This window comes from Bacteroidia bacterium (assembly GCA_019695265.1).
GTDB lineage: Bacteria > Bacteroidota > Bacteroidia > JAIBAJ01 > JAIBAJ01 > JAIBAJ01.
On sequence record JAIBAJ010000025.1, the window covers coordinates 1 to 14,542 of the forward strand.

Consider the following 14,542-nt stretch of genomic DNA (forward strand, 5'->3'; position numbering starts at 1 on the left):
CATTTTTCTTAAGGATTGAGCTGGAACAATGAAGGCACTTTTTTTATTCATAACCTTTCAAATTCGTCAAAGCTATACACAGCAACAGATACAGCAATTTACAGCCTGAAATTTGTCTATTAACCCGTTTTTTCTATTTCCCGATAGGGTACCAAAGTTCCGGAAACATTAAGAGCTGGTTTAAATACCAAACTGGAAGAATAACGCATTACGGTATCCAGGTCGAATTGACCTACACTTGCCAATGGCAAAAGCAGGAATACCAATAATCCGGATATCCTATACCTCATTATGTGTAAAAGTAAAGTTTAGAGCACAAAAAAGGGAAATGGTTTAAACTAAAACCATTTCCCATATTATTTTTTTAATTAGTCTTAACTTTCAATCAATTTAAAACCTTTCCCATGCACATTCACAATTTCAACTTTCTTATCTTTGGAAAGGTATTTTCTAAGTTTAGCGATATAAACATCCATGCTACGGGCGTTGAAATAATTATCACTTCCCCAAATTTTGTTCAGTGCATAATTGCGATCCATTACATCATTTTTATTGATGCAAAGCAAGTTTAACAATTCTGACTCCTTCGTAGTTAGTCTTTGCTTTTCTCCTTTATATTCCAAGGTTTGGTGATGATGATCGAAAGCATAATCCCCCACTTTCATCGGCTGATGAACCACCAGGGTTGGGGTTTCAGGATTCGTTCTTCTTAGAATTGCTTTCACCCTCAACAAAAGCTCCTCCATTGAAAAAGGCTTTGAAATATAGTCATCCGCTCCTTTATTAAAACCATTCAGGCGGTCTTCTTTCATGGATTTGGCAGTAACAAAAACAATAGGGACTGTTTTATCCGTTGCTCTAATTTCTTCTGCCAGGGTAAAGCCATCTTTCAAAGGCATCATCACATCCAAAATGCAGATATCAAAATTACCTTGAATAAATTTCTCATAACCTTGTTTACCGTTGGTTGCTAAGGTGGCTTGAAAACCTTTTGCTTCTAAATATTCTCTTAAAAGATTACCTAGGTTGTGATCATCTTCAACCAGTAAGATGTTTTTACTATCAGATTTGCTCATTTGGAGTTAGGATTTGCGATTATTTGGGTAAATTATTAGGATTCAATAGGTGTAAAACTGGTGTCTTGAGGCAAGAAAATTTCAAAGGTACTTCCTTTTCCTACTTCACTTTCAATATGAATTTCACCATGATGCATATCGGTAATGGCTTTTACATAACTTAAACCAAGGCCAAAACCTTTAACATCATGAACATTTCCGGTTGGAACACGGTAAAATTTTTCAAAAATCCTTTCCCTGTTCTCTTTTGAAATTCCCATACCATTATCCGAAATCGAAATAACCAACCCGTTATTTTGATTACGGGTTGAAATTACAATTAAAGGACTCTCAATGGTATATTTCAAGGCATTGTCAATAAGATTAAAAATAACATTGGTGAGGTGAACTCTGTCCGCAAGCAATTCTTCTTGTTCAGCTTTCAGATCAACCAATAATTCTCCCCCTTTTTTCTCCACCATTAATCCGACATTGGTTACTACCTTATTAATCAATTGGTTAATATTTACTTGTTCCAGCTTGAGTTTCAATCCATCCTTTTCAATCAAAGCCGTTTGAAGCACATTTTCAACCAGCAAACTCAAGCGTTTATTCTCATCGTGAATAATTCCAATGTAGTTAAACACCTTTTCTTCCGTTTTCTCCACTTCCGGATCATTCAATGCCTCACAAGCCAAGGAAATAGTTGAAATTGGAGTCTTAAACTCATGGGTCATATTGCTAATGAAATCACTTCGAATATCAGCCAGTTTCTTTTGTTTTACAATGGAAGATAGGGTGTAATAAAATATCCATAGCATCACCAAAGTAAAAAGTGCTGATGCGATAAGCATCACCCAAATGTTTTGAAGCTCGTAGGCTGAAAGGTTTTTAAATACTACGGAAAGTACTTCCTTAGGGGCTGTTTTATTTAACCCTGCAATTTCTTTTTTAAAACGACTGGTTTGCAAACATTTTATTTCTGCGGAGGTATCGGAACGTAGGATAATATTTTGGTAATCATCAAAAATGGCAAAATAGAAGGGGGCCTCAATCCCTCGTATGGCTAAGTCCGATTTCAAAATGGAATCAATGAGCGCTGAATCCAACTTTAAATCTAACTCCTTTTGCTTCACCATTAAATCAGAATATTCTGCCAAGCTACCTGGAGACATCTCTCCCACCATTCTGGGCATATTGGTTCCATATTTCCTTTCACGAGTATGTCGTACTATCCTACCTGCCGAATCCTTGGTTGATTCTTCTATAATCTTTACATTCCAAGTTTCACCATTGTTGATAGCTGCCTTGTTTAAGGAATCCAATCCACTAAATAATTCTTCTTCTCGTTGCGATAAAATATTCTTGATATCAAAAGCCCTTTCTCTTCGAACCAGCTCAATTTTCTTGGACACTTGTGCCAAAACATCGTTCACATCTCTGGTCAATTGCCCATTTCTTAATTCTATGGCATTCTTAATCCAATAAATTTCAATGAAAATCAGTCCCAACATGGAAACTCCCATGGAAACTGCAATTCGAATTAAGTTTTTACTATTCAAGGCTCGCAAAATTATATCGAGCCAGGTTTATTAAAATGAGATTAACTTATTTTAATCATTATCCCATTGAAAGGGTTTCAAATTAATGCTTTAACGGACGCTTTTTGACCATCCCACCTTTGGTATCCTTAATAGTATTCATGACAACAAATGCATTGGGATCAATTCGCTCAATTTCAGCGTTTAGTCTACTAATTTCCAATCGGGTAATTACGGTATAAACGATATCAATATTATCGCGATGTCCATGACTCCCAAAGCCCCTTTCACCTTTGTAAACGGTAACTCCACGGCCAAGATCACTGATAATCATTTTACGTATTTCATCGCTATGAGCCGAAATGATGGTAACCCCGGTATATTCTTCAATTCCTTCAATGATAAAATCGACTGTTTTACTGGCAGCCAAATAGGTAACCATAGAGTATAAAGCAGCTTCAACTGATAACAAATAGGCTGCAATCGAAAAAATAAGAATATTAAAAAAGATAATTACATCTCCTATGGTGGTGCTAAGCTTCCTACTAATAAAAATGGCTAATACTTCTGTTCCATCAATAACAGCACCACCTCTCACCGATAAACCAATTCCTGCACCCAGAAAAAAACCACCAAATACAGAGACCAACAATTTATCATGCGTAACCACTTGAAAAGGCACCAATGCTGTTACCAAGGCTAAACCGGTAATAGAAGTGGCTGTTTTAATGGCAAATTGCCTGTTTACAACCTTGGTACCCAGTAAAACAAAAGGAATATTTAGCACAACCAATAAAATTGGAAGAGGAATTCCTTGCACTTCGTTAATGAGTAGAGCAATTCCAGTGGCACCGCCATCTATGAAACTGCTGGGAAGCAAAAAACTTTCCAATCCAAATGCAGCTGAAAAAATCCCTAAGGCCATCAATACACCATCTTTCGCTAACCGAAACATGGATTTTCGAATTTGACGATACGACTTGGCTCTTTCAAACCGTGAAATACTTCCTTGTTTTAAAGGTTCTCCTTCAAATATCCACCAAAGTATTTTGAGAAATAATTCCTTCATGCTGTTTTACTCTACCAACCATTTAGCCGGCATAGCCATAGTATCAACATACACCAGGTATAATCCGGATGACAAATTCAAATCAAGAACTAACTTATTCTTTCCTTCTGCAGAAATTTGAACAAGCTGCTTGCCATACATATCCACAATACGAACTAATTTGCTTCCTGAAATCGGTTCAATAATTAATTGAGATTTTCCGGGATTTGGATAAATTCGTACCTGATTGGCCCGAGTTTCATCCATGGATTGCTCACATGAAGTTAAGGAAGTAAAACCTTGTTGAGACGCTACAATGGAGGAAAATTGGTTCCAGGCCTGACTATTATTTTGTAACCAATAATCTAACCAAGGCCTCAAAATGGTTCTGGTCAGTTGCAACTGTTGATCACGTGATAACCCTCCGGATGGAGGATTCAAAACCGTTTCTCCAAACTCACAAGTGATACTGGTACCGGCAAAACGACAATGGTATGCTCCGGTTAAATTGACAAAAAACTTACACCCACTTATTGCCGCTTGATACATTGGTTCTTGATTGGTGGCAGTTGGAGTAACCAAATCATAGGTTCCGGCCAACATTAAAAGCGGTTGGTCAACTGATAAACTACATTGAGCAATTGCTGAAGGGTTGGTTTCAGCCGCTGCAAAATTAAAAATACAGGTTTCATTTGTTGTAAATTGAGAAGCCAACAAAGAGGCTCCTCCACCCATGCTATGACCTCCAATGGCTGATTTTCCATTTAATTTCCCAAATAAAAAGGATGAACTTTGGGTATTTTGTTCCAGGAAATAATCAACAACAAATGCCAAATCTTTGCCAAAATCAGTATGACTTGGAGAAAAACTTCCTTCGGTTTTTAAATTTGCCACCACATAACCCCAACTGGCTAAACTGTCATAAATAGGCGAATAGGCATCATAAGTCATTTGGAATCCATGCCCAAAACTGACCAAAGGGAAACTACCGTCGGCTATAGCGGTTTGTGTTCCGGAAGTTACAGCCGGGTAAACCAATTCCAAATCAATGGAACGATTAGAGCGGTTTGGGTCAATAATGGTTAAAGATTGCCTTCCAATAGGATAGGTAGCTGCTATGGAAATACTTGAATAGCAGAATAATAGCAATGTAAAAATTTGTTTCATGGTAAAGGCCAAAATAAGGAAAATCCAACTAGGACAAAAAGAAAATCTATTTCTCTGAAATATTTTCAGGATTCACTTGTTCTTTCAGGCGTTTCAATTCACTTTCATACAGATTTTCAGAAATATCGGCATCATTTAGAAAGTAAAAAACAGCGCCATATGAATAATTTACCTTTTTCAATCGAAAGGTTCCTCCATCTACCTTGAACACTTGTAATTGGGTTGTTTTATTCCCCTCTTTGGAAGTAGAAATTTCCAAGGTATTGGCTTTTCGTTTCTCTCTTAACAACTCCAATTCTTCTTGTTTTTTCTTATCAGCTTCTATTTGTTTTGCCTTTTCAAGAGCCATTTTTGCTTCCTCTTCCAATCTTTCCCTTTCGGCTTTCTCTTGCCTTGCCTTCTCTTCGGCTGCCTTAATTTCTGCTAATCGGGCTTCTTCTGCTAAACGTTCAGCATCTTTTTGGGCCTTATAAGTTGAATCTGCCACAAATTGGGCCCTTTCTTTTGCTTTTTTCACTGCGTCTGCGGCAATTCTTTCTTCTTCCAATCGTTTTTGGCGTTCGGCCTCTGCTGCTGCTTTTGCCTCTAATTTTGCTTTTTCTTCGGCTGCCTTTTGGTTGGCAATTTCAGTTTCTCGTTCTTGTTTTGCCTTTAATTCTGCTTCTCGTTTTGCTCTTTCTAATTCCTGCTTTTTCTTAATTTCTGCTTCCCGAACTGCCGCTGCTTCTTGCCTTGCCTTCTCTATCTCTGCTTTTTTGGCCAATTCAGCTTCCAATTCTTTTTTCTTTTCAGCATCTTTTTGTGCTGCAATTTCTGCCTTTATCCTCAATTGTTCGGCCTCTGCTGCATTTCGTTCAGCCTGTTCAACTGCTTTTCGATCAGCCTCCGCCTTTTGCTCAGCAGCTTTTTTAGCCAACTCTTCTTCCAAACGTTTCTTCTTTTCTGCATCCTTCAACTGTTGGGAAGCCAATAAATCCGCCTCTCGTTTAGCTTTGGCTGTGCTGTCGGCAACAATTTTAGCCCTTGCAGCATTCTGTTTAATTTGCTCTCTATCAGCAGCAAGTTTAGCAGCGGCTTCTTCCTTCTGTTTTAATTCCTCTTCCTTTTTCTTTCTGGCTGCTTCCTTTAAGTCTGCCAACTCTTTGCTTTTTTGAATCTCAGCTAATTTTGCTAAGGAATCTTTCGCCATTTTATCTTTCAAAGCAGATTCCCTCATGGCTTGCTTTTGGGCTTCCGCTTCCTTTCTAACCAATTCTGCCTCTTCCAGCTTCTTTTTCTCGGCCTCAGTTCGAGCAGCTAATTGAGAATTTGCCGCTAATGCAGCAATAGAATCTGCCGCCTTCTTTTCCTTTAAGATTGCTAAATATTTTTGTCTCTCTGCCTCTTCTTTGGCTAAGCGAAGTTGCTCTTCTCTGAATTTAGCTGCCCTGGCGGCGGCTTCTCTAGCAGCTTCTTCTTTTTCTAGTTCAGCTCTCGATTTTTTTGGTGGATTTGCAGTTACAACAAAACCATTGGAAGATGGATTGAATTTTAATAAACCAATGCTTTCTTCAAACACCTTCTTGCCTTTTGTATCGGCCTTGGGTGGAGTTAAGTCAATTTCAACACGAAAAGTATATTTGCCATTCTTGGAACTTGCAGGTACTGTTGTATTGATATTGATTTGCTTGGCCAAAGTTCCCGGTATTTGAGCCGAAATAATGAATTCCTGATCCAATGGTAATTTGGCCTTAAATATTCCGGTGGCATCAGTTGATCTCAGTTTAAGGTCTCCGGAAGCCGAAAAAATTTTGATTTCAGCACTCGGAACCGCTTGTCCATTTTTCTTCACAAACCCAATTAATTCAAGCTGTCCCTGTGGCTTGGCTTCTTGAATAAAACCCAAGAAAACAAGCAACAGGAAACTTACTTGAAGGAAAACCGATTTATGATTAAAAGACTTTTGCACTAGAAAATTGAGCCTGCGAAAATAAGAGAATTCACAAGCCCAAAAACTCAAAAGTTGTTATTGAATTGCAGTTCAGTCAATATTTTCGCTTCTAATCGGTAATTTCGGTAGGAAAATTAACCTCAACATCGGTTTCTCCGGTTGATTGGGAGCCATTCTTTTCCCCGGGTTGATGCTTTAGTACAACCATTACTGATCCAATTCCTGCAACACCCGTTTTCCATTTCGACTCCAATCCAATCGGTGCTCCATTTGCATCCTGATCTTCATAGCTGGTTTGAACAGAAACATTCGTTACATTGTAAAAAAACTGATGATCCACTCCTTCTTCTTCTACTTCGTTGGAAATGGTATCAACCGGACTTTTACTTTCGTCAAGTAAAAGGATGGATACATAGTAAGTAGAGTTAGATTTCAATTGTAGACTATCAAATACAATCGGGCTATTGCCTCCGGCTCCATCCGGATCGCGAAATTGAAAAGTATTTACTTGTTGGGTCGCAGAGTCCGTGAAGTTCATGACCAAGGAGGTAATCAATTCTTCTTCGTTGGTAGGTGCCGGATCGTCCGGTTTGCATGAATTAAACATCCACAAAGCAGAAAAGCTTAAGGTGAGCAATAGTTGAGATTTTGTTTTCATTTGAATTATGTATTATGAATTATGAGTTACGAATTGGAATTAAAAAAATATTGAATTTTAAAAATGGAATTAATCCCCGGGGCATTTGAAAAGTACCTGAAACGATCCATATAATCACGATAAGATGTATTCAATATATTTGTTAAGGAAATACCAATAACCAGTTCATTTTCACGAAGTTTTATCTTACCTCCCATATTGGCATTGAATAAAAAATATCCAGCAGGAACTTGCATATAATCAACTACATCCTTGGCCATTCTTTGTTGATCAACCCATTGACCACTTAACTGTATATAGTTTTGTACCAATTTCCCCCAATTACCCAATTTAAACTCCAATCCCAACTCGTATTTATTGGGCGGTATCATGGGAAAATGACTGCCATTTTGTGGGTTCTCCACCCTCAACAAGGAAACCTTGGCTTGAATGGCTAAATACCTAAGCGGAGAATAGTCTATATCTAAATCTGATCCCAAAAACAAAGCATTGGCCTGCTTGTATTGAAAAGTAGGAAAAGCACCAGAAATAGTTAATGTTGCCGGCAAAATCGGTTGCAGGTAAATGTAGTTTGAAATATAATTTAAATATCCACTTAGCTGAATGCGGATGGTATTTTCAACTGCCCCAATGATTTCCAAATTAGTATTAAATGATTTTTCGGTTTTCAACCCGGAATCTCCCAATTCAACAGCGGCTGCTCCATGATGAAGCCCCTTGGCATAAAGTTCATTAATGGCCGGAGCCCGCCATGCTTTGCCAAAATTCAATTTTATATTCCAAGGTTTTGTAAACTTATATTGGAACCCCAAGTCATAACTTACATTGTTCCAGGTTAATGAAATGGGAACAATAACTTTTGAAACTAAAGTATTGGCAGTTTGAAACTTGGTATCAAACCGAAATCCTGCTTCAATTTCCCATTTATCTTTTTTAAACCTTTCTACCAAAAATACACCGATCGTATTGGAAATGAAATTGGGAATAAAATACCTTCCGGTGGTTTTGTTGTTTTGAAACATCCAATTTACCCCTGCAGTCGTTTCGAATCCTTTCCAACTCGAACCTTCCCATATTAAGTCGTTCGTATAAGTTTGGATTGCAAAATCAAATTCAGGATGATCCAATGCCGCCAGACTATCATTTAAAGGTGGATGTTTGTCCCATTCTCTTCGATGGTTGTTTTGAAAGGCAAATTGATAAAGCAGTTTGCCTTTGGTTCCTACTAGCACAAAAGCCGATAACTTGGCTGTTTGGTGATTAATTCGTTGGTATGGACGAGCAATAATATATGAAAATCCGGAGCTATCTGCAGGGGTTTTATTGTTCATTGCATTTTGCAAATCGCTCAGGTTGTTGATATGTGACCCGGAAAAAATTCCAATTTTGGAATTAAAGGATGAACCATAAATATCTACCCCCCAAGTAGTTTGGGTATAGGAAAGGGTTCCCGAGAAATTCTCTTCTTTCATACCGGTATTCTTTAACCAATAACCGGGTGTTCGAACATTCCCAACTTCCTTGGCTGTGGCTTGTACCCTCCAACTAAAATGTTCCCAACGCTTGGGATTACCTTGTAAATGAAGCGAACCTACCCCACCCCACCCGTTGGATATTCCGGCTAGTGTTAAATCTCCACTCAGCTTTTGATTCTTGGGCATAGGTGCCGGATTAACTAAAATAACTCCGGCAAGTGCATCACTACCATACCTCACACTGGCTGCTCCTTTTATTAAACTTAGTTCATTCCCCCAAAATGGATCAATCTCGGGGCCATGCTCACTTCCCCATTGTTGACCTTCCAACCTAACCCCATTGTTTAATATCAATAAACGGTTGCTATGCATTCCATGAACCACCGGTTTCGAAATGGAGGCCCCGGTTTGAAGTGCCGTAACTCCGGGCAACTTTTTTAAACTTTCTCCTAAATTTAACCCCCTGGTTTCAAATAAAGCCCTGGCCTGAATAACAGCCATGACCTTGGTTTGATCTTGCTCCTCCTTTTTTTCGCATACGATTAAATGCTCCAAACTATGCGCATTGTGAGGCATGTGTACTAAAATCTGCATCGACTCCTGCAACCATATGGTATCCTGAAATGGATGACATCCAATATGGCTACACTCTAAAATATACATGCCTTCACATAAATTCTTGAACTGGAAATTTCCTAACGAGTCTGCAACCTGCTGGTAATGCGTACCCTTTAAAGCAATGGATGCATAAGCCAAACTCTCCTTTGTATCTCTGTCGGTTATGGAACCACTCAGACTCAAATGACAATTGCTTTGCTGGGAAATAGCCTTTAATCCCAACAATACAAAAAGCAAAATCCAACTACATAGTTTCCCTAATTGCAACATTGATGCAAAAGTAATCAAAATTTTCACAAATGCAACAGTATTGCATTTGTGGAAATTCCATAAAAAAAGGAGATTATAACTCCCCTCTTTCTATTTTTTGGACAATTTCTTCAATTTGCCTGTCGCTTCCTCCCGGATCATATTCCGTTTTTAAATTTATGTCAAAAATTCTGGCCAGGGATTGCCAAAAAAAGGCCGATAAACTTCCCCTTAATTCTTTAACAATCTCATAACTACTATGTGTGGTTTCTCGATCAATCAATTTCAGAAGAATAATTCCTTGGGTCCAGGTCATATTTCGAACATCTCCTTCAAACTCGGCTTTAATTTCCTTTTCTGCCTTTTTCATTAACTCCTTCTTTCTTCCTTGGTTTTCAGGTAAGGCAAGTTGAGCCTCACATTGTCTCAATTTACTGCCTGCTATTTTAGCATACGGATACACCTTCTTTACATCCCTGACCAATTTTCTCCATTTACGCTCATCCTTCGCACTTTTAAAAACCATTTTATCTCGACAAAAAACCGGTGCAAGGTAAAAGGCCGGCAAGGTATCACCATCATGAATGGCAACAGCTGCAAAATAAACCTTTTTGGAATGAGTACGATTATACTCGGCAGTATCAGTTATGGTGGTTTGTCCTTTTGAAATCCAAGGAAGAAAAATCAAAAGAACCAAAATCTTTCGGATATTATTTTTCATACAAAGAGGTTTTCCAAATACCATACCAAATTCAAAAGTAATACCTTTTTGGGGTTTTTCCAAAACAAAATCCATTTTAATTCAATCGAAAACACCGTGTAACCCGGGCAAAAAGACAATGGATTTTGCAAAATTCAGCAATTATAAACACCTGCTTGTCCTTGCAGTAACAATGAAAATCTCTAGGAAAATCCTTGAAAAAAAACGGATTGACCAAACCAAGCCAATTCTCTTAATTAAGCACCTCTTCTCGGAAATTATTCATTGGAATGGTATTGGACTTATTTAGACGAAGTTATTCCAATCGGTGTTTGGTTAATTTTGCACCCGTTTACTGTAATGAAAATAGGTATTATTAAAGAAGGAAAAATCCCTGCTGATAAGCGGGTGCCATTAACTCCGTTGCAATGTTCTCAATTGATGAAGGAATATCCGGAGGTGGAGGTGTTTGTCCAAAAAAGTCTAATTCGAAGCTACGATGATGAAGAATTTGAAAACTTTGGCTTGCCCTTAGTGGACGACATCAGCCATTGCGATCTTATAATGGGTATCAAAGAAATTCCTATTCCCAATTTGGTCCCCGGCAAAAAGCATATGTTTTTTTCTCATACCATAAAAAAGCAACCTCATAATCAGAAATTAATGAAGAGTTTGTTGGAAAAAAACATTGAAATGATCGATTATGAATGTTTAACCGATATAAAACACAATAGAATCATCGGTTTTGGACGTTTTGCCGGTATTGTTGGTGCCTATAACGGTCTGCTTGGTTATGGAAGGAAATACGATTTATTCGACCTACAACCAGCCTGGAAATGCCGCGATTTGGAAGAACTGGAAGAGGAATTGGAAAGGGTTAAACTTCCCAATATTAAAATTCTTGTTACCGGAGGTGGACGTGTTGCCAATGGTGCTATTGAGATTTTGGGTGCATTAAAAATCCGAAAAGTAACTGCCTACGAATTTTTAAATTGCCATTACCGCGAACCGGTTTATTGTCAAATCCATTCCAAAGATTACAACGAGAGCAATTCGGGCGATAACTGGAACGATAAGGAATTTTATGAATATCCGGAAAGGTATCATTCTTGCTTTTTACCTTTTACCTCTGCTTGCGACTTGCTAATTACCTGCCATTATTGGAATCCGAAAGCCCCGGTGCTGTTTACGAAGGAAGACATGAAAGCAGATAACTTTCGAATTTCAGTTATTGCCGATGTAACTTGCGACATTAACGGTTCGGTTCCGAGTACCTCCCGTGCAAGTACCATTGAACATCCGTTTTATGGCTATAACCCCCAAACTGAAAAGGAAGATGTAGCTTTTAGTAAAAATACCATAACCGTAATGGCGGTGGATAATTTGCCGTGCGAATTGCCCAGAGATGCTTCGGAAGACTTCGGAAAAGCCTTACTGGATCGAGTTTTCCCTTACTTGCTTGGTCCTGATAAAGATAAAACCATTGAGCGGGCCACCATTTGTAAAAACGGGCAATTAACCCAACATTTTTCTTACTTGAAAGAATATGCCGAATTGAATTGAGTCAGAACTTCCTAATCAGATGGGAAGATTTGAAGATTTTTTTATGTTTTATTAGGCGGGTCCCTTCGCATAGGCTTTGACACATCGACCAGTTTTTTGCGGGCTCAGGGCCGGGCTATTCACTACAAGTCCTCGCCCCGAAAGGGTTCGGGGCTGTGGGCTTTCCGTTACTATCCCTACCCGGAAGGTCCGTGCAAGCCCGAGTGTACAGAGCTATGACCAATCCATTTCCATTTTTATACGGATAATAAAGCTGCAAAAGAATTCAATTCCGGTTTATCCCAATTTATACCAATTTTAATTTATAAATAGTCCGAAGGCTTTTATAAATTTAGATTGGTAAGTACCGAGGATACAAAATGTTAGTCCGATTTTTTCAAGAAAATTTAAATATAAAATTGGACTATACATTTTGTCCATTCGGTATAAATGCCGAGTATACAGAATGTTAGGCCAATTTTCTCAATAAAAATTAATGCCTAAAATTGGACTAAATATAATGTACATTCGGTATTAATCAATAGGAAGATTTCAAATCCGAACTACTTGATTTAGTTGGGTTTACCCCTCCTGAAGTATTTCGGGAAGAAGTTGTTATACCAATGTTATTTGAAAAATAGTCCAAAAACTAGTTTGAAAATTACAGTGGTAAATGCCGATGCAAAAGGTGTTTAGGCAAATTAATGCGAAGCATAATTGGACTATTACAGATTTGCTATCGGTATTATCAATTTGGACAAACAAATCGATTTACAAATTCTTAACTCGTTTTGGCATTTCTAATGCGTAATCAGGGTTAATGCAAGGTCGAAGGATGGACATTGGGGGTTGCACCCTCGGGCAACGATAGAGCCAAGTAGCCCACAGGACCACTACGGCTTTAGCCTAGGGGGACGAGGACTACAGGCGAAAGCGTGACCCGAACGCCAATTTTTTTTCCTTTGGAATTGCAGGATTTTGGTTGGCGGAGGGGGCCCGCATAACTAAAACTTATCTAATAGACCAACAGGCCCAAAAGTTTGATCATTTACCGAACCTCACCCATTAATTTTCGAACCAGGGGAGAAATTGCGATTAAAACTACACCGCAAATTAATCCATAAATGGCCAATTGTTTATAACCTGCTGCATATACCATCAACTTGCCCAAATTGGTTGAATTGGCGGATGCTTCTGCAATGTTTGCACCTAAAATTCCGGCCAAATATTGTCCGTAAGCACTTGCTAGAAACCACATTCCCATCATAACACCTTGCAATTTTTTGGGCGATAATTGAGTCATAATCGACATTCCGATTGGAGATAATGAAAGTTCACCAAAAGTTATTACGAACCAGGCAAAGGTGAAAATACCCAAGGATGTTTTACCATCCGGAGTTGCAAAAGTGGAGGAAAAATTAAATATGAAAAAACCGGCAGCGAGGAAAAGGAAACCTAATCCAAACTTGATTAAGGTATTGGGTTCTAGCTTAAAATTGGATAAGAAAACCCAAAACATACCCAACAAGGGAGCGAAAATGATAACAAACAAGGAGTTGGCCGAATTGTTTACGCCGTTAGGGTCGAAAGAAATTCCCAATATGGTATTGTGAAGATTATTGGCGGCAAACAAACTTAAGCTTCCACCACTTTGTTCGTAAAAAGCCCAAAAGAAAATAGAGAATAGAATAAAAACCATAGCGGCTACCAGCTTTTTATTTTCCGCCGCAGAAAAGTTTCGCATCTCATAAATAAGATAAACAATCGATAATGGTCCGATGATATACATGAATAAATCGGTGTATTTGGTTTCAGAAACCATTAACATAACAATTGGGATAAACAAAACGCTTCCAATGTAGGTTAGCCATTCCAGCATTTTCCTTTTTTTAGGATCTTCATTTTCAAGCGGAGACAAACCTATTTCACCTAGATTTTTCTGGGTTTGAGTAAAGGTGATAATGCTAACAAACATGACGATGGAAGCCAAGCCAAAAGCCACATTCCAGCGCAATGCTTCAGGAATATAGGATTCGAGGAAATTTCCATTGGCAATGGCGATGCAAAAGTATCCGCCCAGGAAGGCACCTAAATTAACACCTGCATAAAACAAAGAGAATCCTGAAACCCTTCTGGTATCATCGGGATGATACAATTCTCCAACAATGGAAGAAATATTGGGCTTAAAAAACCCTGTTCCTATAATATTAAACCCGATTCCTAAGAAAAAGAATTTTTGGGGATCAATGGCTAAAACCACACTTCCGATAATCATTAGAATTCCGCCCCAAAAAAGCGATTTTCTAAATCCAAAAATTTTGTCGGCAAAAATGCCACCCACAAAAGTGAAGGCATAAACAAAAGCCTGAATTGCTCCATACTGTAGGTTGGCAACCTTGTCCTCCATTTTTAACTGACCAACCATAAATACCATCAGCATTCCCCTCATTCCATAAAATGAAAACCTTTCCCACATTTCGGAGAAAAACAAATACCACAGTTGTTTCGGATAAGGCCCTTTAAAATTTCTAATCTCTTCTTTAGTTAATGACATAGGTT

At 38.4% G+C, this 14,542-nt stretch carries 11 protein-coding genes; 1 reads left to right on the forward strand and 10 read right to left on the reverse strand.

Translation table 11 applies throughout. The annotated features are described in order from the left end of the window. Nucleotides 1-119 precede the first annotated feature (119 nt). From K1X82_05770 to K1X82_05810, 9 genes are all read right to left on the reverse strand, one after another. Complete coding sequence (locus tag K1X82_05770) at nucleotides 120-290, reverse strand: hypothetical protein (GenBank protein MBX7181599.1); 171 nt, start codon at nucleotides 288-290, stop codon at nucleotides 120-122. Nucleotides 291-374: 84 nt separating this feature from the next. Next, on the reverse strand, nucleotides 375-1,076 hold the full coding sequence (locus K1X82_05775) for a response regulator transcription factor (GenBank protein MBX7181600.1): 702 nt from the start codon (nucleotides 1,074-1,076) through the stop codon (nucleotides 375-377). Nucleotides 1,077-1,111: 35 nt separating this feature from the next. Continuing rightward, complete coding sequence (locus K1X82_05780; GenBank protein MBX7181601.1) at nucleotides 1,112-2,617, reverse strand: HAMP domain-containing histidine kinase; 1,506 nt, start codon at nucleotides 2,615-2,617, stop codon at nucleotides 1,112-1,114. An 82-nt stretch (nucleotides 2,618-2,699) separates the two neighbouring features. Then, complete coding sequence (locus K1X82_05785) at nucleotides 2,700-3,665, reverse strand: YitT family protein (GenBank protein ID MBX7181602.1); 966 nt, start codon at nucleotides 3,663-3,665, stop codon at nucleotides 2,700-2,702. A gap of 6 nt (nucleotides 3,666-3,671) precedes the next feature. Then, nucleotides 3,672-4,811, reverse strand: coding sequence for a T9SS type A sorting domain-containing protein (locus tag K1X82_05790; protein ID MBX7181603.1), 1,140 nt, complete (start codon nucleotides 4,809-4,811; stop codon nucleotides 3,672-3,674). 46 nt (nucleotides 4,812-4,857) lie between these two features. Next, the gene (locus tag K1X82_05795; protein MBX7181604.1) at nucleotides 4,858-6,759 is read right to left on the reverse strand and encodes a hypothetical protein; all 1,902 of its coding nucleotides are present in this window, start codon (nucleotides 6,757-6,759) and stop codon (nucleotides 4,858-4,860) included. Between the two features lie 91 nt (nucleotides 6,760-6,850). Continuing rightward, entirely contained in the window at nucleotides 6,851-7,399 is a 549-nt protein-coding gene (locus tag K1X82_05800) for a hypothetical protein (GenBank protein MBX7181605.1), read from the reverse strand. Nucleotides 7,400-7,425: 26 nt separating this feature from the next. After that, a complete protein-coding gene (locus K1X82_05805; protein ID MBX7181606.1) occupies nucleotides 7,426-9,762 on the reverse strand; it encodes a TonB-dependent receptor in 2,337 nt (778 codons plus the stop codon). A 73-nt stretch (nucleotides 9,763-9,835) separates the two neighbouring features. Then, on the reverse strand, nucleotides 9,836-10,462 hold the full coding sequence (locus K1X82_05810; protein ID MBX7181607.1) for a DUF4294 domain-containing protein: 627 nt from the start codon (nucleotides 10,460-10,462) through the stop codon (nucleotides 9,836-9,838). 339 nt (nucleotides 10,463-10,801) lie between these two features. On the opposite strand from K1X82_05810, the gene K1X82_05815 reads away from it, so the two are divergent. Further along, complete coding sequence (locus K1X82_05815; GenBank protein MBX7181608.1) at nucleotides 10,802-12,004, forward strand: NAD(P)-dependent oxidoreductase; 1,203 nt, start codon at nucleotides 10,802-10,804, stop codon at nucleotides 12,002-12,004. Between the two features lie 1,027 nt (nucleotides 12,005-13,031). Here K1X82_05815 and K1X82_05820 read toward each other — a convergent pair. Then, a complete protein-coding gene (locus K1X82_05820; GenBank protein ID MBX7181609.1) occupies nucleotides 13,032-14,537 on the reverse strand; it encodes a peptide MFS transporter in 1,506 nt (501 codons plus the stop codon). Between the last annotated feature and the right edge of the window lie 5 nt (nucleotides 14,538-14,542).